The following is a 19,056-nucleotide window of genomic DNA, read 5'->3' on the forward strand; positions in this document are numbered from 1 at the left end:
GGCGTCGTGTCATCGGTACTGCGGTGTCAGGCGGTGCAGGCAGGCGAGGTCAGCTGCGCCAGCGACACGATCGCGCAAGCGTTGTCCTTCGACAGCTTCCACTCCCCGTCCTCGGCCACGTAGGCGACCTGGAGCGGGTTGACCTGGCCACCGAGATCGATGGTGGCGTTGGAGCTGAGCGTGCCGTCGCCCAGATCGGTCACGTCGAGGACCTGAATCTTCGCGTTGTTCACGCGAGCGGCCTCGGCGACCTTGTTGATGAGCTCCGGATCGGCTTCCGCGCCCTGCACGTACTGGACCTTCTGCTCGAGCGGCACGTTGGGATCGAGGCTCTCCTGCAGGCGCGTGTTCAGCTCCTCGGCGGTGGGAACCGGGGGGAGATCGGACGGTGCCTCGGCAACTGCGCTGGAGGTGGTGGCTGCCGACGTGGTGGCGTCGGTGGTGCCGCCGTCCTCGCCGCTGCTGCACGCCGTCATCGTCAGGGCGGCGGCGACTGCCATGCCTGCCACCAGTGCGCGTCCGGTACGGGGAAGCTTCACGTGTACGTCCTTACATCTCGTGAGTTGACTCGGTATCGAGCGTCGGGCCAGACCTTACCGACCAGTTCTGAGGAAACGGTAAAGCTCGTCGCGCTCTCGAGAGGGGTCACAGGGTGGGCGGCGTCGGCCGGCGCGGTGGTTGCCGGTGGCCGCCGCGCTGGTTGCCGGTGCGGGGTAGCGCGCACTCTGCGCAGAACACCGCGCGCTGCGCACGGGGCGAACCCCTGGCCTGGTGGAGGATGCCGGGTTCGACGCCGAACCCGCATGCACCGCGCACATTCGGTCCACCGAGCTCCGATCAGTCGAATAATGAGCGATTCAGCTGATTCGGGAGGCTGCGAATGTCGCACCCTGACCCGCGCTGCCATTGCTCGCGTAGGTGAGATGCGCAAAGGAATTGAATCCGCCGATCTGGCACACCGGGTCTCCGAAGTTGCAGAAACTGCGGGCGCGCGGGCCGTAGGTTCCGCTCGCCGACTCGATGGTCCTCCCGGTCAGACCGAACGGGTTGCCGAACACGACGACGGCCTTGACCCTGTCGGCGACGCCGGCGGGCAGCACGGAACCGGTGAGACTGCTCGGGGTGCGCAGACCCACGGCATTGGTGACCACAGTGGCACCCTGTGAGTACCCACCGATGATGAATTGCGTTGCAGGACATGCTGCTGCGACGGAGGTGATGTGCGCGACCAGGTCACGCGAGCCGGGCCCGGCGCTGGCCTGCGAGAAGTCGGCAGCGTAGTTCACGGCGTAGGTGCTGACGGACCGTCCGGCGAGCGTGGAGGTGACACTGCTGGTGAAAGGTCCACCGGTGATGCCGAGTCCGGGCAGTTCACCGGTCCCGCGTGCAAACGAGACGTCGACGTCCGTACACGGCGCCGCGGTGGCCACAGCGCTGGGAACGACCAGGGCCGCAGCGGCGACAGACGCCGCTGCACACACCCGAGCGAGAAGTCTGACATTCATGACGAGCCTTTCCCCGAAGGTCAGTGGACTCGGTCACAGTAACGGACGGAAATGTCGGGTGACAGTACTTGTTCGCACACATCATAATTGCACGAACGCATTTCCCGCATGTCACCGGAAACGCCGAAGACACGGAAGGAACGAGCGCCGGAAGACCGTCACGACGAGCAGTTCGGACGCCGAAACCCCCTCGTGTCGTCCCGGGCGTCGACAGATGCTGCCGACACACCGCTCAGACGCCGAGAACGGCTCGGGCCTGGAGGGCCACCGTGCGATCCGCCGCGAACGCCGCCGCCCGCAGCACGGCCGACGCCGCGGGCGCGTCGATCCGGTGACGACCGGCCAGGACACCGATGGCCTCGTCGATCAGGTCGCACTCACCGCCCGGATCCGCCGGTACGCCTGCCAGGCCGGAGGTGACCAGTTCGTCGCCCAGCACATCGGCGAGTCTGCCCACCGCCGCGACGGTCCTCTCGTCGGGTGTGCCGAGGGGACCGCGTCCGTGGCACTGCAGGGTGCCGACCCGGCTGCTCGCTCCGACCGCGACGGTCCGGACCCATCGCACCCCCGACTCGATGAGACAGTCGACCAGCAGGGGCCATCGCACGCGATCCGCCGCCGAGTCGACCGACACACTGTGCATCCGACCGTCCGCCATCGTCTCCGCGTGCGGTCCCTCGCCCAGGAGGTACTGCAGATCCGCCAGCTGCACGGCATCGTGGGCGGTCGGGTACAGCACGCGCCTGCTGTCCGGGGCGTGCGTGGAGGTGAGTACCGCGGTCGCTCCGTCCGCGTGCAGGAGATCTGCACAGACGGCGACCCACTCGGCTCCGCGCAGACCCGCGAGCGGGTGCCGCTGATCGCTCACCATGGGAGCGAGGCTCGCAGCGTGAACTCGGTGCCGGGCACGGGCACTCCTCGTCGTACGGGTGCGGCGACAGACGCCGCAGTCACGCGTATTCGGCGGTGCGCGCCCCGCGGATGGGTCACAGGACTCGATCGGTGAGCCTCAGGCCAGACTGTCCATCGGATCCGCCACCGCGAGGTGCTCGTCGTCTCCGGAGAAGGTCCGCGCCACCCCGGGGCCCGTGCTCCGCGTCTCGAACCGCACGGTCACCACGTCGTGCCCTGCGCCCTGCACCCAACCGTGGCCGTACTCGTCGTGTCGGACGTCGAGCCCCGGCCGCCAGAGCAGGACGTCGCTCGTGACGACCGGCGCGGGCTCGGCCGCGGTGACCGAGGAGTCGACGTCGAGGCCCTCCTGGTCGAGTTCGGGGAACAGCGACTCCTGCCGGACCGTCGACAGCCCGGCGAGGCCCACGCCCACGAGTCGGATACTGCCGAGCTCGCGCGGATCGAGAGCCTGCCGCTGCGCGGTGGCCACGATCGTCGCCAGATCGACCGTCGCGTACGGCAGTGTGGCCGAACGGGTCACGATGCTCATGTCGGACTTGCGGAGCTTGAGGACGACGGTGCGGGCCGCCCGCCCGTCCTTCGTCAATCGGGTGTGGGCGGCCTCCGCGCTGGCGACGATGGCGGATCGCAACCCGGCCATGTCGACGATGTCGGTGGCGAAGGTAGTCTCTGCACTGACCTGTTTCGACTCGGCGCGTTCCGCCACGGGTCGATCGTCGAGACCACGTGCGAGACGGTGCAGGCTGGGGCCGACGGCGGAACCGAGCACGGACGCGGCCTCCGCCTCCGGCATCGCGGCGAACGCACCGACCGTGTGCACTCCCAGTCGGCGGAGCTTGTCCTCGGCCACCGGCCCGATGCCCCACAACTTCCGCACCGGCAGAGTCTCGAGGAGGGCGGCCTGGTCCGCCGGAGAGACCACCCGGATGCCGTCCGGCTTCGCGAGGCCCGAGCCGATCTTCGCGATCTGCTTGCCCGCTCCTGCTCCGATGGAGGCGACGAGCCCGGACGCGTCCAGGACTGACGCACGCAGCGCGGCGCAGAACTCCTCCACCTCGGCCACGGTCGCTCCCGCCAACTCCGCGGGCTCACCGAACGCCTCGTCGAGCGAGAGCTGTTCGATCACCGGCACGACGCGCCGCACGGTGTCGAAGACGACGGTGGAGAGAGCCGAGTAGACCTTGCCGCGGGGCGGCACCACCACCGCACCGGATCCGACGAGTCGTCGAGCCTGGTGCATCGGCATCGCCGACCGGGCACCGAACACGCGTGCCTCGTAGCTGCATCCCGCCACGACGCCTCGACCACCGCCGCCGCCGACGAGCACGGGTCGGCCCCGCAGCGTCGGCCGGGTGAGCTGCTCGACCGACGCGAAGAACGCGTCCATGTCGAGATGCAACACCCAGCGTCTGCTGCGCTCGGCCGACCCGCCGCTCACACCGTCAGGCCTTCACCAGCGATGCCCGCACTCCGTCGCCGAGATCGACTGCTGCCGAACCCGGATCGCCGACCTGCAGATCGGTGGCCAGGATCTCGCCGGCGATGAGATCGCGGTGCGTGTCGAACCAGGACCGGCGCTCGGCGGGAACGTCGACCGTCACCGCGATGCGGTCGGACACGTCCAGACCCGCGGACCGTCGGGCGTCCTGGAACTCGCGGATACGATCCTTGGCCCACCCCTCGGCCTCGAGCTCCTCGGTCACCTCCGAGTCGAGCACGACCAGCCCGGCGTTGCCCGGGAGCGCCGCCGTCGACTCCGGTTCCGCCGCGACCAGGCGCCGGGTGAACTCCTCGGGCAGCAGCTCGAGACCTGCCGCCGTGACGACGCCGTCGGTCTCGCTCCACTCCCCTGCCTTGACCGCCTTGATGACCGCCTGCACCTGCTTGCCCAGACGCGGACCGGCCACGCGGGCGTTGACGACGAGCTCGAAACGGCCGTGCACGTCGACGTTCTCGGTGAGATCGACACGCTTGACGTTCACCTCGTCGGCGATGAGGTCCGCGAACGGGCGCAGCCGCTCGGCGTCGTCGGCGGCGACGGTGAGCTCCTGCAGCGGCAGGCGGACGCGCAGGTTCTTCGCCTTGCGCAGCGACAGTGCCGCGCCGCAGACGGTGCGGACCTCGTCCATCGCCGCGACCAGCTCGGGATCGGCCGGCAACTCGGTACCGACCACCGGCCAGTCCGCGAGATGCACGGAGCGCCCACCGGTGAGTCCCCGCCAGACGACCTCGCTGACGAGCGGGAGCATCGGGGCCGCGACGCGGGTGAGCACCTCGAGCACCGTGTGCAGAGTGTCGATCGCGTCGGCGTCCTCGTTCCAGAAGCGCTGACGCGAACGCCGCACATACCAGTTGGTCAGCGCGTCGCAGAACTGACGCAACTCGTCGCACGCCCCCGCGATGTCGACCGCCTCCAACGCCTCGGTGATGACGCGCGTGGTCTCGGCCAACTTGGCCAGGATGTAGCGATCGAGCACGTTGGTGGAATCGGTCCGCCACGTCCCCGGCTTCGACGCGTACAGCTGCAGGAAACTCCACGCGTTCCACATCGGCAGCAGTGCCTGCCGCACACCCTCGCGGATGCCCTGCTCGGTGACGATCAGGTTGCCGCCCCGCAGGATCGGGGACGACATGAGGAACCACCGCATGGCATCGGAGCCGTCGCGGTCGAACACCTCGTTGACGTCCGGGTAGTTGCCCTTGGACTTGCTCATCTTGAGCCCGTCCTCGCCCAGCACGATGCCGTGTGCCGCGACCGTCCGGAAGGCGGGCCGGTCGAACAGCGCCGTCGCCAGGACGTGGAGGGTGTAGAACCACCCACGCGTCTGACCGTTGTACTCGACGATGAAGTCGCCCGGGTTGTGCGTGGAGAACCACTCGGCGTTCTCGAACGGGTAGTGCACCTGGGCGAACGGCATCGAGCCCGACTCGAACCAGCAGTCCAGTACCTCGGGGACTCGACGCATGACGGACCGGCCCGTGGGGTCGTCCGGGTTGGGACGGGTCAGCTCGTCGATGAACGGCCGGTGCAGGTCGTTCGGACGGACGCCGAAGTCCGCCTCGATCTGGTCGAGACTGCCGTACACGTCGGTGCGCGGGTACGCGGGGTCGTCCGACACCCACACCGGGATGGGGCTGCCCCAGTAGCGGTTCCGGCTGATGTTCCAGTCACGCGCGCCTTCGAGCCACTTGCCGAACTGGCCGTCGCGGATGTGCTCGGGCACCCACGTGATGTCCTGGTTCAGCTCGACCATCCGGTCGCGGAAACTGGTGACGGAGACGAACCACGACGGCACCGCCATGTAGATCAGCGGCTGACCCGAACGCCAGCTGTGCGGGTACGAGTGCTCGATGGTCTCGTGCCGCACCAGCTTTCCCGACGCCTTGAGGTCCTTGATGATCACCGGGTTGGCATCGAAGATCATCAGACCCTCGTACGGCGGCACCATCGCGGTGAACTTGCCGCCGGCGTCGAGCGGCTGCACCACCTCGATACCGTTGGCCGTCGCTACGTCCATGTCCTCCTCACCGAAAGCCGGTGCGAGGTGGACGATTCCGGTACCGGAGTCGGTGGTCACGTAGTCGGCCGACAGCACACGGTGACTGTTCTCGTGACCGAGGAAGAAATCGAACGGCGGCGCGTAGGCGAGACCGATCAGATCGGCACCGGTGTGTTCGGACACCACCACGGGCTCCTCGCCGAACTCACGGGCGTAGTGCGACACCCGATCTCGGGCGAGCACGACACGGCCGCCCGCGCCGTCCTCGATCTGCACGTAGTCGATGTCGGGGCGTACGGCCATCGCCAGGTTGGACGGCACGGTCCACGGGGTGGTGGTCCAGATCAGTGCGTCCGCACCGTCGAGCGGGGAGCCGGGCGCGCTCAACGTCATCCGCACCGTGACCGCTGGGTCCTGACGCATCTTGTAGGCGTCGTCGAGCCTGGTCTCCTGGTTCGACAGCGGCGTCTGCTCGTACCAGCTGTAGGGCAGCACGCGGAAGCCCTGGTACACCAGGCCCTTGTCGTGCAGTTCCTTGAACGCCCACATGACCGACTCCATGAAGTCCAGGTCGAGCGTCTTGTAGTCGTTGTCGAAGTCCACCCACCGCGCCTGGCGCGTGACATAGTCGCGCCACTCGCCGGTGTACCGCAGAACGGACTGCTTGCAGTACGCGTTGAACTCCGCCAGACCCATCGTGTCGATCTGGCTCTTGTCGGTGATGCCGAGCTGCTTCTCCGCCTCGAGCTCGGCGGGGAGACCGTGACAGTCCCAGCCGAACCGTCGCTCCACCTTGCGCCCGCGCATGGTCTGGAAACGCGGGATCAGGTCCTTCACGTAGCCGGTGAGGAGATGGCCGTAGTGCGGGAGGCCGTTGGCGAAGGGCGGCCCGTCGTAGAAGACGAACTCATCCGCGTCGGCACGCGCGTCGGCACGCGCGTCGACGCTGGCTCGGAATGTGCCGTCCGCGTCCCAGTGCGCGAGGACCTGCTGCTCGAGAGCCGGGAAATCGGGACTGCCGGACTCCGAGGCGTAGCGGACGCGGGGGTACCCCGCGTCGGGCGTCGTGGTGTCGTCGGTGGTGGTCATGGCTGCGGTGCTCCTGTGCCCGTTCGATGCGGCACGGGGACGACGACCGGCACTCTGCGCCGGAAGCCGCGGTACCACCCCGCTTGGCCGCCGAGGCGACCCACTCTCCGATCGAGCTGTGACGGGCTCGACCCGTCCGGTTCTACTGAGCACCGACCCGTGCGGGCCGAGACCGTTCTTCCGGACAGCTCCCCGGTGATGGCCGGATCATCGCTGGACCTACCTGTACTTCGAGCGTGAGGCAGTCTACCGCCGCCGGCCCGCGAGGGCACCGGCGAGCAGCAGGACCGCACCCACGAGACACACCGCGATGCAGGCCCAGGCCCACACCACGGATCCCGTGACGAGCGAGACGACGAGTAACGCGAACCCGACGCCCGCCAGAACCAGCGTCAGAACAAGCACGCACTCATCCGTTCACCCTCGATCCCCCCGCTGGTTCCCCCCGGGAACAGCCTCGACGAGGACGGATCAGTTGTTGCCCTTGGCGTACGACTGTCCGAAGTTCGACGACTGGCCGTTGTCCTTGCTGAACGGATCCTGACCACTGTCGACCGGCAGTGCGGACGAACGCTGGTCGAGTTCCTGCAGCTGCGACTCGAGGTAGGACTTGAGGCGGACCCGGTACTCGCGCTCGAACGTCTTGAGGCGCTCGATGCGCTCCTCGAGGACCGAACGCTGCTGGTTGATGGTCGCCATGATCTCGGTGTGCTTGCGCTCGGCATCGCTCTCGAGCGCGTCGGCCTTCTCCTTGGCCTGGCGCAGCTGTGTCTCCGAGCGCGTCTGTGCGTCGGACAGCAGCGCGTCGGCCTTCTGGCGAGCCTCGGAGACGAGGGACTCGGCGCGGCTCTGCGCCTCGCTGACCAGACGGTCCGAGTTGGCGCGAGCGCTCCCGAGCAGCTGCTCGGACTCGGTCTTCGCGTCACCGGTGAGGCGATCGGCCATCTCCTGGGCGAGACCCAGGATCTTCGCAGCCTGCATGTTCGAATCGCCGGCGGACGACGCCGCGGCGGGGGCAGGAGCCGGTGCCGGAGCGGCCTGGACGACCGGTGCCGGCTTGGCGGGCTCCGGACGCGGTGCCGGTGCGGGGGTGGGAGCAGGCGCGGGGGCAGGGGTGCTCTGACGCGACGCTGCCGAGCTCTTGGCCTCGGCGAGATCCTGATCGAGCTCTCCGACCCGCTGACGCAGGTCGGCGTTCTCCTCGATCAGGCGCGACAGCTCCTGTTCGACGAGATCGAGAAATGCATCGACCTCGTCCTCGTTGTATCCGCGCTTACCGATGGGCGGCTTGCTGAACGCGACGTTGTGCACATCGGCGGGAGTCAGCGGCATGGAAGGGTCCCTTCACGCGTCTCGAGAGCGGTGGAGCATCGACAAGCGATGTACGCGAGCATTCGTTCGATCAACAGTGGCAGTGGCACCCGGCTGCCGTAGTGGGGGCAACCAGGACATTCAGTTATATCGCACAAAGAGCGATGGTCACTCATCGTGCACCTTCGAGCAACATTCTGTCACACGGGACACTGTCGCCGTCGACGGAACTCACCGTCAGCCGACGCCCTGCACCACGCGCATCAGGATGAAGACGATGAAGAGCAGCACCATGATGGACAGGTCGAGCCGGACACCGCCCAGATTCAGTGGCGGGATGATGCGCCGCAGCAGTTTGACCGGCGGATCGGTGACCGTGAAGATCGCTTCGAGTACGACCACGACCACACCCGTCGGACGCCAGTCACGTGCGAACGAACGGATGAACTCGACGATGATCCGGCCGATGAGCAACAGCCAGAAGACGAAGAGGATGAAGTACAGGACCGCGAACACTCAGCTCACCGTCCTGCGAGACGCAGGAGAGACCGACACCGACACAACTTTCTGATCACGCACGACACCACAATGCCATCTCGCGACACGGGGAGGCCATCTCGCGACACGGGGAGGCCATCTCGCGACACGGGGAGGCCATCTCGCACCGCGAGACCGGCCCACCGCGCCGTGTGAGACGTCACTGCTGGTTGTAGAAGCCCGTCTCGGCGATCCGGCGACGCTCTTCGGCGGAGACGTCGACGTCTGCCGGTGAGAGCAGGAACACCTTCGTGGCGACCTTGTCGAACGAACCACGCAACGCGAACGCGAGGCCCGCGGCGAAGTCGACGAGGCGCTTGGCGTCGGCGTTGCTCATCTCGACCAGATCCATGATGACGGGCGTGCCGTCACGGAAGCGCTCGCCGATCGTGCGCGCCTCGCTGTAGTCGCGCGGACGCAGCGTGGTGATGGTCGACATGGGGCCCCCGTCGTCGAGTGCGGCCTGGCGGCGGTCGGACACGCGCGGTTCGGCGTGACGGGGCTCGCTGCGACGCAGCTCCGAGTGCGGGTCCATGCGAGTGTCCATCGCGAGGGCGCCGCGGGTGGAGGTGCGCATCGCGCCGCCGGAGCGGGATCCGCCACCGGAGCGCGACGACAGCGGCGCCACCCGAGCGCTGTGCCGGGGCTCGGGACGCTCGTAGTCGTCGTCCTCGTCCCGGCGACCACCGACGAACGCCGGCTCGGCGTAGTCGCGATCGGCGTAGTCATGGTCGTCCATCGATTTTCCGTATCCGCCACGCGACGACCGGGATGCGACGGGCGCATCCGTGTCGTCGAGGTAGTCGTCCTCGAAATCGTCGAGTGGGACCATGCCGAAGTAAGCCTTGAACTTGTGCAACGTGCTCATCGGTCGACCTTCCTGGCGTGGCGGTGTGGCTGGTACTCGTGTGACTGGAGTAAGTCCGTGGTGACGATGGTGTTCATGTCGTCAAGGCGAGGTTATCGGCCGTGGACCGAGGATTGCGGTTCCGACACGCACACACGTGGACCCGTGTCGGACAGCCTCTTCCAGGTCGCCCGTCATCCCGGCCGAGAGTCCGGTCGCGCCCGGATGCGAGGCGAGGACCTGCGTGTGAAGACGCTGCAGATCCTCGAACGACGCGTCGGCGTCCGCACCCAACGGGGGCACCGCCATGAGCCCGGCGAGTCGCAGACCCGAGGTCTCGGACACCTGCGCGGTGAGTGCCTCCAGGTCTTCGCGGTCCACGCCTCCGCGATGCGTGTCACCGTCCAGACTCACCTGCACGTAGACGTCCAGATCCGCAGTCCTGTCACCGTTGTCCACCGCACCCGCGACCGCCTTGCCGAGTGCGGTGACCAGACGGTCGGTGTCCACCGAGTGGATCGCATGTGCCCAGGCGGCAACAGCTTTCGCCTTGTTGCGCTGCAGGCGGCCGATCATGTGCCAGCGCACACCGTCGGTGCCGATCTCGGCGACCTTGGGAGACGCGTCCTGCTCGCGCGACTCGCCGAACTCGGTGCACCCGAGCTCACGCAGCAGTGCGACGTCGGTGGCCGGGAAGAACTTGGTGACGGGAAGCAGGGTCACGGAATCGGGTGCGCGATCCGCGGCCGCACAGGCGCGCGACAGCCGATCGCGGACCTCGGCGAGATGGTCCTCGAGATACGTCCGCCGATCGTCCGGCGCGGTCACGAGGTCGTGTCCATCCACACGACACCGGCGTGCCGCCCCGTGGGCGACCCCCGGCGGTGGCTGAACAGCGAACGGTCCGTGATGGTCTCGCGCGGATCCGCGGCCACTCCGGCGACGCCGGCCTCGAGCAACTGGCGACGCAGGCCCGCCCGGATGTCGAGACCGGGTGTGCCCTTGCGAGTACGCGTCGCGCTGCCCGGCAGGTGGGTCTCGACGTCGATCTGCATGGTGCGCGGCACCTCGTAGTCGTCTCCCCCGGCCGCCGGGCCGAGGAACGCCTCGATCCGGGAGACGGCGGCGCCCGCGGCCACCATGGCGTCGAGAACGCGCGGGACGATGCCGATCCGAGCACCGACGCGGCCGGCGTGAACGGCGGCGACGACGCCCGCGGCATCGTCGGACAACAGGAGCGGCACGCAGTCGGCGGCCAGGACGACGAGCGCGAGGTCGCGCTGGGTGGTGACGAGGGCGTCGGTGGCCTCGACCGGTCCGGAGACCGGTCCGTCCACCGTCGCGACGGATCGACCGTGAATCTGGTCCATCCACACGAGACGCTCGGGAGACAGACCGATCTTCTCGGCGAGACGACGCCGATTGGCCTCCACGTGCGCCGGGTCGTCACCGACGTGATCACCGAGATTGAAGGAATCGTAGGGCGGTTCGGACACGCCTCCGGCGCGTGACGTCGTCACGCGCCGGACACGGTAGCCGCGGTCGGAGATGCTCACCGACGCATGAAGGAGGGCACGTCCACATCGTCGTCGCCCTCGTCCTCCACCCGGACGGGATGTCCGGTGGCACGCGCGGCGCGCTCGCCGATGGGGGGAAGAGACGAGGACGGCGCGTCGCGGAAGACGGCGGGACCGTCGTCCTCGATACGCGTCTCGCCCGCGCGAGCCGTTCCCACGGTGGCGCCGCGAGACTGACTCTGCGGTGCCTCGATGGGGCGACGGGCCGGACCGCTGCCGTCGAAACCGGCGGCGATGACGGTGACGCGCACCTCGTCGCCCAGCGAATCGTCGATCACGGTGCCGAAGATGATGTTGGCGTCGATGTGCGCGGCCTCCTGCACCAGCGATGCCGCTTCGTTGATCTCGAACAGACCGAGATCGGAACCGCCGGCGATGGAGAGGAGCACTCCGCGTGCACCCTCCATGGACGCCTCGAGCAACGGCGAGTTGATGGCCGACTCGGCCGCCTTGATGGCGCGCCCCTCGCCGCGCGAGGACCCGATGCCCATGAGGGCGCTGCCCGCACCGGACATGACGCCCTTGACGTCGGCGAAGTCCACGTTGATGAGGCCGGGAGTGGTGATGAGGTCGGTGATGCCCTGGACACCGTTGAGCAGCACCTCGTCGGCGGAGCGGAACGCGTCCATGAGGCTGACGGCCGCATCGCCGAGCTGCAGCAGCCGGTCGTTCGGGATGACGATGAGGGTGTCGCACGACTCGCGCAGACCCTGGATGCCGACGTCGGCCTGACCGCCGCGCCGCTTGCCCTCGAAGGAGAACGGGCGTGTCACCACACCGACGGTGAGGGCGCCGAGCTTGCGCGCGATGCTCGCGACGACGGGGGCTCCACCGGTGCCGGTACCGCCACCCTCGCCCGCGGTGACGAACACCATGTCGGCACCCTTGAGCACCTCTTCGATCTCGTCCTTGTGATCCTCGGCGGCCTTGCGGCCCACCTCGGGATCGGCACCCGCGCCGAGGCCTCGGGTGAGTTCGCGACCGACGTCGAGCTTGACGTCGGCGTCCGACATGAGCAGCGCCTGCGCGTCCGTGTTGACCGCGATGAACTCGACTCCCTTGAGTCCCTGCTCGATCATGCGGTTGACCGCGTTGACGCCGCCGCCGCCGATGCCGACGACCTTGATTACGGCGAGGTAGTTGTGCGGGGGCGTCATGGGCTCTCGCCTTCCGTGGTTGGTGTGCATGATGCAGTCGAGGCAAACCCTCAACCTGAACCATAGGTTCAAAGTTATGTCAAGTGATCGACTGGGTGAAACGCTAGAGACACCGCTCGGCGGGTTCCATTAGGCGCGCCGACACGCGCAGGAAAAATATGTGGGACGTCACCGTCACCGAATGGTCGGCAGATCCGGACTCGACACGTCGTAGGTCTGACCCGGCTGCGTGAGCAGTGGCAGAGCGATGGACGCCTTGTACTCCGTGTCCTCACTGCTCCCCCACACCACGACCCGGCCGTCGTACAACGTCAACGACACCGCCGAGATGGTCGGCGCGTCGATCTGTGCCACCTGCGATCGCAGCGGACCGGGCAGCGCGGTGAGCACCGACAGGGCCGCACGGGTCTCGAGGTTGCCGAAGGACGGGCTGGCCACCACCATGCGCACCACCCCGGGCGGGGGCGGTTCCACCGCGAAGTCGACGGCCTCGGCGTCCATCAGATGGGTACCGTCCGCCGCGTCGAAGAAGACGACGGGAACGCGCTCCTCGACCGTGACCCGCACCGTGGACGGGTACACGCGCTGGACCCGGACCGACGCGACCTTCGGGATGGCGGCGACCCGCGCCGCGGCAGCATCCGTGTCCACTCTCGGCAGGGGTGTCCCCTCCGCGACCTGCAGCGTCTGCACGACCTGCTCGCGAGAGACCGCGGCGTTGCCGTTCACCTGCACGGAGGAGACCGCCCACAGCGGACCGAAGTACGACACCGCCACGAAGGCGACCGAGGCGACGAGCGCGAGAAGGATCAACAGCTTGCCGCGGCGACCGACACGCGGTTCGCGCGCCGGCGCCCGCGTCGACGTGCGCGACCGCGTCGACCGCTCCGCACCGACACGACGCGGTGTGGCCGCGGGTCGGGTGCGGCCGGTACCGCGCGCGTTCACGGTCTGTCGTCCTGCCATGTCACGTCCCGAACTCAGCGCCGCGCCGGGGTGGAGCGGAGAGCGTCGAGGATCTGGCTTCCCAGCATGGTCACGTCGCCCGCGCCCATCGTCACCACGATGTCGCCGGCGACACACAGGTGCGCCACCTGACGCGGCACGGCGGACAGATCGGGCTGGTAGTGCACCGGCTTGGTCACCGACCGGGCCACCGTCGCTCCGCTGACACCGGGAACCGGCTCCTCGCGCGCGCCGTAGACGTCGAGCACGACCACCTCGTCGGCCAGATCCAGGGCGGCCGCGAACTGGTCCGCGAAGGTCACCGTGCGCGAGTACAGGTGGGGCTGGAACACGACGATCACGCGACCGGGGGTCGCGGTGTCCGCGGTGCGCACCAGGTCCGCCGCGGCACCGAGCACCGCGCGGACCTCGGTGGGATGGTGGGCGTAGTCGTCGAACACGCGCACGCCGCGCTCACGGCCCTGCAACTGGAACCGTCGGTGCACACCGGCGAACCCGGCCAGCCCCTCGATGATCTCGTCGACTCCGGCCCCGGTCTCGCGCGCGGCGACGATGGCGGCCAGCGCGTTCAGCGCCATGTGCCGGCCGGGCACACCCAGGCGCACGGTGCGGGCACGGTCCTCGCCGGCCAGCCGGAACTGCACCACGCCGCCGGTGTCCTCGGGCTCCCACCCGAGCAGCGTCGCGGACACCTCGGCGCCGTCGATCTGCGCGTCCTCGGAGCCGTACGTCAGAACCCGCACACCGTCGGTCGCCTTCGCGGCGACCCGACGCGCCAGCTCCCGCGACCCGGGGTCGTCCGTGCACACCACCAGGGCACCGCCGGCGGACAGACGAGCGGCGAAATCGTCGAACACCTGGACGTAGGCGTCCTCGCTGCCGAAGTAGTCGAGGTGATCCGCCTCCACGTTGGTGACGACGATGACGTCGGGGTCGTACTGCAGCAGCGACCCGTCGCTCTCGTCCGCCTCCGCGACGAAGACCTCGCCGGTGCCGTGATGAGAGTTGGTTCCCGCTTCGTTCAGCTCGCCGCCCACGGCGAAGGACGGATCCGCACCGCAGTGCTGCAGCGCGACGACGAGCATCGACGTGGTGGAGGTCTTGCCGTGCGTCCCCGACACCAGGACGGTGCGGAAACCCTTCATCAGCGAGGCGAGCACGGCCGGACGCAGGAGGACGGGCACACCACGCTCGGCGGCCGCGACCAGCTCCGGGTTCGTCTTCGGGATGGCCGCGTGCGTCGTGACCAACGCCGTCGGGCCGCCTTCGAGCATGTCGAGCGCCGACGCGTCGTGCCCGATCCGTATCTGGGCACCGCGGGCGCGCAGCGCCTTCACGCCGCGACTCTCCTTGGCGTCGGAGCCCGACACCTGGCCACCGCGCGAGAGCAGGATCCGGGCTATCCCCGACATGCCCGCTCCCCCGATGCCGACCATGTGCACGCGCTGCAGTTCGGGCGGCAGGGTCGCGTCGACGGTGTGTCGCGTCATGCCCGACCACCTCGTCCGGCGACCTCGAGAACGATGCGCGCGACCTCCGCGGCGGCGCCTCGATGACCCGCGCCCGCGGCGGCCGCACTCATGGCCGACACGCGATCGGGATCGGTCAGCAGCGACACCACGTCGGTGGCCACGAACTCCGGCGTGAGGTCGGCGTCGGCGATCACGACACCACCGCCGGCCGCGACGATCGGGCCCGCGTTGAGTTCTTGTTCCCCGTTGCCATGGGGCAAGGGTACGTAGAAGGCGGGCAGACCGACGGCCGAGACCTCCGCGACGGTCATCGCGCCGGACCGGCACACGACGGCATCGGCGGCGGCGTAGGCGAGGTCCATGCGGGTCAGGTACGGCACCGCCACGTACGGGGCGTCCGGATCGGCCGTGGCGACGTCGAGGGTGTTCTTCGGGCCGTGCGCGTGGAGCACCGACACGCCGGCGGCCGCGAGTGCGGCCGACGCGCCGGACACGGCGAGGTTGAGCGATCGGGCGCCCTGCGACCCACCGAACACGAGCAGCACGGGACCGTGCTGCGGCAGTCCGAAGTGCGCACGCGCCTCGGCGCGCAGTCCGGCCCGGTCGAGCTCGGTGATGGTCGGCCGGACGGGGATGCCCACGATCTCGGCCTCCGACGACCCGCGGCCGTGGATCCCGGAGCCGGCGACGGCGGCGAGGACTCTCGTCGCCAGGCGGGCGCCCACCTTGTTCGCGATACCGGCCCGCGCGTTCGCCTCGTGCACGATCACGGGCACCGTGCCGCGAGCGGCGAGGTAGGCCGGCAGCGCGACGTACCCGCCGAAGCCGATCACCACGTCGGCGTCGACGTCGCGCAGGACCGCACGCGTGGCGCGGACCGATCGCACGACGTTCGCCGGCAACGCGAACAGCGACCGGGTCAGCTTGCGCGGCAACGGCACCGGCGGAACGAGTGCCAACTCGTAACCGCGGGCGGGTACCAGCGTCGTCTCGAGCCCGCGTTCGGTTCCGAGTGCCGTCACCCGTATCGACGGGTCCAGCTCCCGCAGGGCGTCGGCCACTGCGAGAGCTGGTTCGATGTGTCCCGCCGTGCCGCCGCCGGCGACGACGACGGACACGCCGGAAGAGCCTGTCACCGGTGATGTCTCCGTTCTCGTGATCGTGCGTCGCGGGCAGCGGCGCTGCGTGCCATGTCCGCGGCGCCCCGTCGGGGATCCCGCGCGGACGGGCGTCCGGACGAGTGTCGCTCGGGAGCGGGGCGTGCCGCGCGGGACTCGGACTCGCGTCGTCGCGCCTGTGGCGGCAACGCTTGGCGCGCAGCGGGTCCCGCCACCCCCGGTCGGCCCGGACCACGCGGTCCGCCTCGCGCCTGCGACGCCTTGACCGGCGAGTAGGGCTCGGGCACCGGCAGTCTGAGCAGTCTGCCGAACTTCCCGTCGTGACCCGACGCGAGTGCGGCCACCGCCTCGGGCTCGTGTCGCGAGATGTTGGCGAGCAGCCCGAGAACCAGAAGTGTGATGGCGGTGGACGTTCCGCCCGCGGACACCAGGGGCAACTGCAGTCCCGTCACGGGCAGGAGCCCGATGACGTAGCCGATGTTGATGGCGGCCTGCGCGAGGATCCAGACGGTGAACGTCGCCACCAGGATCTTCATGAACGGATCGGGCACCCGCGCCGCGATGCGCAGGCCCGTGAAGACCAGCAGCCCGAACAGTCCGATGACCGCGATGCACCCGACCAGGCCGAGTTCCTCGCCGATGATCGCGAAGATGAAGTCGTTGTGCGCGTTGGGAAGATAGCTCCACTTGGCTCGGCTCTGACCCAGGCCGAGACCGAACAACCCACCGTCGGCCAAGGAGTACAGCGCCTGCCGCGACTGGTACCCGGTGCCCTGCGGGTCGCTGCCGGGGTTCAGCCACTGCTGGATACGCGCGGAGCGGTACCCGGCTGTCAGGGCGAGCACCACCGCCGCCAGGAAGAGGCCGCCGACGACCGATCCGAACACCTTGACCGGCAGACCCGCGAACCACAGCAGAGCCATGAGGATGATGCCCAGGGCCACGGTGGTACCGAGGTCGGGCTGCATCACGATGAGGAAGAAGATCACCATCGCGGCGGGCACCAGGGGAATCAGCAGACCCTTGAGGTCGGCACGCTCCGCCCGGCGCGACGCCAGCAGGTGCGCGCCCCACACGGCGAAGGTCACCTTGGAGATCTCCGACGGCTGGAGGCCGACTCCGCCGATGGTGAACCATCCGCGGGTGCCCTGCGCGACCGTTCCGATGCCGGGGATCAGCACGAGCACCAGCAAGATCACCGACACCACGAACATCGGGAACGACATCTTGCGCAGGATCCGGATGGGGAGGCGCAGCGCCACGACGAAGAGCACCAGGCCGACCACGGTGAAGATGGCCTGCCGGGTGAACATCGTGTACGCGGAACCGTCCTCGGCGTAGGCCTCGACGGACGACGCGGACAGCACCATGACGAGTCCGAGGATGGTGAGCAGTGCCGCCACGGTGACGATGAGGTGGAAGGACGCGAGGGGCCGGTCCACCCATGTCTCGAACTTCGCGCGGACGGGTCGTCGACGCGGAGCCGTACGGCCGGGGCGGGCGGCGGTGACCGGCTCGGTCACGGGTCCGCCGGCGCGCGACGGGGGTGTCGTGGCGCCGCGGGCCGGGCTCATGCCGGCGTGCCGTGGTCGGCGGTGGGAGCGAGATCGTGCGGGCCGAGGCTCGCGGCGGCGGCGGCGAAGCTGTCGCCGCGGTGCCCGTAGTCCCGGAACTGATCGAACGAGGCGGTCGAGGGTGCCAGGAGCACGGTGGTTCCCGGCTCGGCGCGGCGCGCGGCTGCTCGCACCGCCTGTGCCATCACTTCGTCACCGTCAGTCACATCAGTCGCATCGGCCACTCCAGCATCGTCTCCCGACGGCACCCGATCCACGGGCACATCCGGCGCGTGTCGCCCGAGTGCTGCCGCGATCACGTCGCCGTCCTGGCCGAACACCACGGCACCGACGAGCCGCGGGGCGACCTCGGCGACGAGATCGTCGACCTCCGCGCCCTTGAGCAGACCGCCCGCGAGCCACACGACGCGCTCGTGCGCGAGGATCGACGACCTCGCGGCGTGCGGATTGGTGGCCTTCGAGTCATCGACGAACAGCACCCCACCGAGCTCACGCACCACGGCGGCGCGGTGCGGTCCGACGCGGAACGACCGCAGACCGGCCGCGATGTGCTCGGCCGAGACCCCGGCCGCGCGCGCGAGCGACGCCGCGGCGAGCGCATCCTGCAGTCCCGCGGGCCCTGCGGGTTCGATGGCGTCCGTCTCCACCAGCGACTCGGCGTCACCGAACGCGCGGTCCACGATCGTGCCGTCCACGACACCGACATCGCCGGCAGCAGGGTCGTGCGCAGTGAACCCGACCGTGATCGGAGCCGCGGCGCGCGCTCGCAGCGTGGACGCGATCGCGTCGTCCAGCCCCACCACGGCGACGTCGCCGTGCAGCGCCTGGAGCTTCGCCTGGACGTAGGCCTCCATGCCGCCGTGCCAGTCGAGATGGTCCTCGGCGATGTTGAGCACCACTCCGGCCGCCGGTCGCACCGACGGCGCCCAGAACAATTGGAAGGAGGACAGTTCCACGGCGAGCACGTCCGCCCGGGGGTCGCGCCGCAGCGCGTCCACGACCGGTACGCCGATGTTGCCGCACGCCGCGGACGCCACTCCCGCCGCGTCGAGGACGGCCGCGAGCATCGACGTCGTCGTGGTCTTGCCGTTGGTCCCGGTGACCACCAACCAGGTGCGCGGCGGCCCGTAGACCTCGGCCTGATCGATACGCCAGGAGAACTCGATGTCGCCCCACACCGGCACGCCGACCGTGAGCGCGGTGGTGAGCAACGGCGAATCGGGGCGGAATCCCGGGCTGGTGACGACGAGGGCGCTCTCGGCCACCGCGTCGCGGTCGGTGGCGATCGCGTCCATCGACACCGTGTCCACGCCGAGATCGGCGCAGGCCTCGAGTGAGGACGTGTCCGAGTCGGCCACCGTCACCGAGGCTCCCACCTCGAGCAGCGCGGGAATCACGGCGCGGCCGGACACCCGACCACCGGCGACGAGAACCCGGCGACCCCGGAGGTCGAGCGGTGACGTGAGGGGTTCGCGGGGATCGTGCAAC

At 69.3% G+C, this 19,056-nt stretch carries 17 protein-coding genes; all 17 read right to left on the minus strand.

Going from position 1 to position 19,056, the window contains the following annotated elements; translation table 11 throughout:
* Nucleotides 1-26 precede the first annotated feature (26 nt).
* The 17 genes from HQ312_RS21465 to murD all read right to left on the minus strand — a co-directional run bounded on the left by HQ312_RS21465 (nt 27) and on the right by murD (nt 19,055).
* On the minus strand, nt 27-539 hold the full coding sequence (locus HQ312_RS21465; protein WP_027505863.1) for a hypothetical protein: 513 nt from the start codon (nt 537-539) through the stop codon (nt 27-29).
* 318 nt (nt 540-857) lie between these two features.
* Nucleotides 858-1,505 (minus strand): cutinase family protein, encoded by a 648-nt coding sequence (locus tag HQ312_RS21470; protein ID WP_056445560.1) that lies wholly within the window; start codon nt 1,503-1,505, stop codon nt 858-860.
* Nucleotides 1,506-1,737: 232 nt separating this feature from the next.
* The gene (locus HQ312_RS21475; RefSeq protein ID WP_222641506.1) at nt 1,738-2,376 is read right to left on the minus strand and encodes a hypothetical protein; all 639 of its coding nucleotides are present in this window, start codon (nt 2,374-2,376) and stop codon (nt 1,738-1,740) included.
* A 138-nt stretch (nt 2,377-2,514) separates the two neighbouring features.
* A complete protein-coding gene (locus HQ312_RS21480) occupies nt 2,515-3,807 on the minus strand; it encodes a DNA polymerase IV (protein WP_373428381.1) in 1,293 nt (430 codons plus the stop codon).
* A gap of 55 nt (nt 3,808-3,862) precedes the next feature.
* On the minus strand, nt 3,863-7,009 hold the full coding sequence (ileS, locus tag HQ312_RS21485; protein ID WP_222641516.1) for an isoleucine--tRNA ligase: 3,147 nt from the start codon (nt 7,007-7,009) through the stop codon (nt 3,863-3,865).
* A 246-nt stretch (nt 7,010-7,255) separates the two neighbouring features.
* Nucleotides 7,256-7,414: a hypothetical protein gene (locus HQ312_RS21490; protein WP_027505858.1), complete on the minus strand. Its 159-nt coding sequence runs from the start codon at nt 7,412-7,414 to the stop codon at nt 7,256-7,258.
* 66 nt (nt 7,415-7,480) lie between these two features.
* Complete coding sequence (locus HQ312_RS21495; RefSeq protein WP_027505857.1) at nt 7,481-8,341, minus strand: DivIVA domain-containing protein; 861 nt, start codon at nt 8,339-8,341, stop codon at nt 7,481-7,483.
* A gap of 216 nt (nt 8,342-8,557) precedes the next feature.
* Nucleotides 8,558-8,836 (minus strand): YggT family protein, encoded by a 279-nt coding sequence (locus tag HQ312_RS21500; protein WP_027505856.1) that lies wholly within the window; start codon nt 8,834-8,836, stop codon nt 8,558-8,560.
* Nucleotides 8,837-9,017: 181 nt separating this feature from the next.
* A complete protein-coding gene (locus tag HQ312_RS21505; protein WP_027505855.1) occupies nt 9,018-9,725 on the minus strand; it encodes a cell division protein SepF in 708 nt (235 codons plus the stop codon).
* Between the two features lie 81 nt (nt 9,726-9,806).
* Nucleotides 9,807-10,532: a YggS family pyridoxal phosphate-dependent enzyme gene (locus tag HQ312_RS21510; RefSeq protein ID WP_222641526.1), complete on the minus strand. Its 726-nt coding sequence runs from the start codon at nt 10,530-10,532 to the stop codon at nt 9,807-9,809.
* Nucleotides 10,529-11,254, minus strand: coding sequence for a peptidoglycan editing factor PgeF (gene pgeF, locus HQ312_RS21515; protein ID WP_027505853.1), 726 nt, complete (start codon nt 11,252-11,254; stop codon nt 10,529-10,531). Before pgeF ends, HQ312_RS21510 begins: the two co-directional genes overlap by 4 nt.
* 2 nt (nt 11,255-11,256) lie before the next feature.
* The gene (gene ftsZ / locus HQ312_RS21520) at nt 11,257-12,438 is read right to left on the minus strand and encodes a cell division protein FtsZ (protein WP_222641528.1); all 1,182 of its coding nucleotides are present in this window, start codon (nt 12,436-12,438) and stop codon (nt 11,257-11,259) included.
* A 174-nt stretch (nt 12,439-12,612) separates the two neighbouring features.
* Complete coding sequence (locus tag HQ312_RS21525; protein WP_082544518.1) at nt 12,613-13,404, minus strand: cell division protein FtsQ/DivIB; 792 nt, start codon at nt 13,402-13,404, stop codon at nt 12,613-12,615.
* A gap of 14 nt (nt 13,405-13,418) precedes the next feature.
* Nucleotides 13,419-14,894: a UDP-N-acetylmuramate--L-alanine ligase gene (murC, locus tag HQ312_RS21530; RefSeq protein WP_222641536.1), complete on the minus strand. Its 1,476-nt coding sequence runs from the start codon at nt 14,892-14,894 to the stop codon at nt 13,419-13,421.
* The gene (murG, locus tag HQ312_RS21535; protein WP_027505849.1) at nt 14,891-16,012 is read right to left on the minus strand and encodes an undecaprenyldiphospho-muramoylpentapeptide beta-N-acetylglucosaminyltransferase; all 1,122 of its coding nucleotides are present in this window, start codon (nt 16,010-16,012) and stop codon (nt 14,891-14,893) included. Before murG ends, murC begins: the two co-directional genes overlap by 4 nt.
* Nucleotides 16,009-17,568, minus strand: coding sequence for a putative lipid II flippase FtsW (ftsW, locus tag HQ312_RS21540; RefSeq protein WP_222641538.1), 1,560 nt, complete (start codon nt 17,566-17,568; stop codon nt 16,009-16,011). Before ftsW ends, murG begins: the two co-directional genes overlap by 4 nt.
* Nucleotides 17,565-19,055 (minus strand): UDP-N-acetylmuramoyl-L-alanine--D-glutamate ligase, encoded by a 1,491-nt coding sequence (gene murD / locus HQ312_RS21545; RefSeq protein ID WP_222631438.1) that lies wholly within the window; start codon nt 19,053-19,055, stop codon nt 17,565-17,567. The genes ftsW and murD overlap by 4 nt, the downstream gene beginning before the upstream one ends.
* Nucleotide 19,056 lies beyond the last annotated feature (1 nt).

Source organism: Rhodococcus sp. BP-316, assembly GCF_019836105.1.
Taxonomy (GTDB): domain Bacteria; phylum Actinomycetota; class Actinomycetes; order Mycobacteriales; family Mycobacteriaceae; genus Rhodococcoides.

Bases quoted from the DNA above. Each gene is read 5' to 3' on its own strand.
- murC (WP_222641536.1), bottom strand. From the start codon at position 14,894: ATGACGCGACACACCGTCGACGCGACCCTGCCGCCCGAACTGCAGCGC.
- HQ312_RS21505 (WP_027505855.1), bottom strand. From the start codon at position 9,725: ATGAGCACGTTGCACAAGTTCAAGGCTTACTTCGGCATGGTCCCACTC.
- HQ312_RS21525 (WP_082544518.1), bottom strand. From the start codon at position 13,404: ATGGCAGGACGACAGACCGTGAACGCGCGCGGTACCGGCCGCACCCGA.
- ileS (WP_222641516.1), bottom strand. From the start codon at position 7,009: ATGACCACCACCGACGACACCACGACGCCCGACGCGGGGTACCCCCGC.
- HQ312_RS21495 (WP_027505857.1), bottom strand. From the start codon at position 8,341: ATGCCGCTGACTCCCGCCGATGTGCACAACGTCGCGTTCAGCAAGCCG.
- HQ312_RS21470 (WP_056445560.1), bottom strand. From the start codon at position 1,505: ATGAATGTCAGACTTCTCGCTCGGGTGTGTGCAGCGGCGTCTGTCGCC.
- ftsW (WP_222641538.1), bottom strand. From the start codon at position 17,568: ATGAGCCCGGCCCGCGGCGCCACGACACCCCCGTCGCGCGCCGGCGGA.
- HQ312_RS21480 (WP_373428381.1), bottom strand. From the start codon at position 3,807: ATGGACGCGTTCTTCGCGTCGGTCGAGCAGCTCACCCGGCCGACGCTG.
- ftsZ (WP_222641528.1), bottom strand. From the start codon at position 12,438: ATGACGCCCCCGCACAACTACCTCGCCGTAATCAAGGTCGTCGGCATC.
- HQ312_RS21475 (WP_222641506.1), bottom strand. From the start codon at position 2,376: ATGGTGAGCGATCAGCGGCACCCGCTCGCGGGTCTGCGCGGAGCCGAG.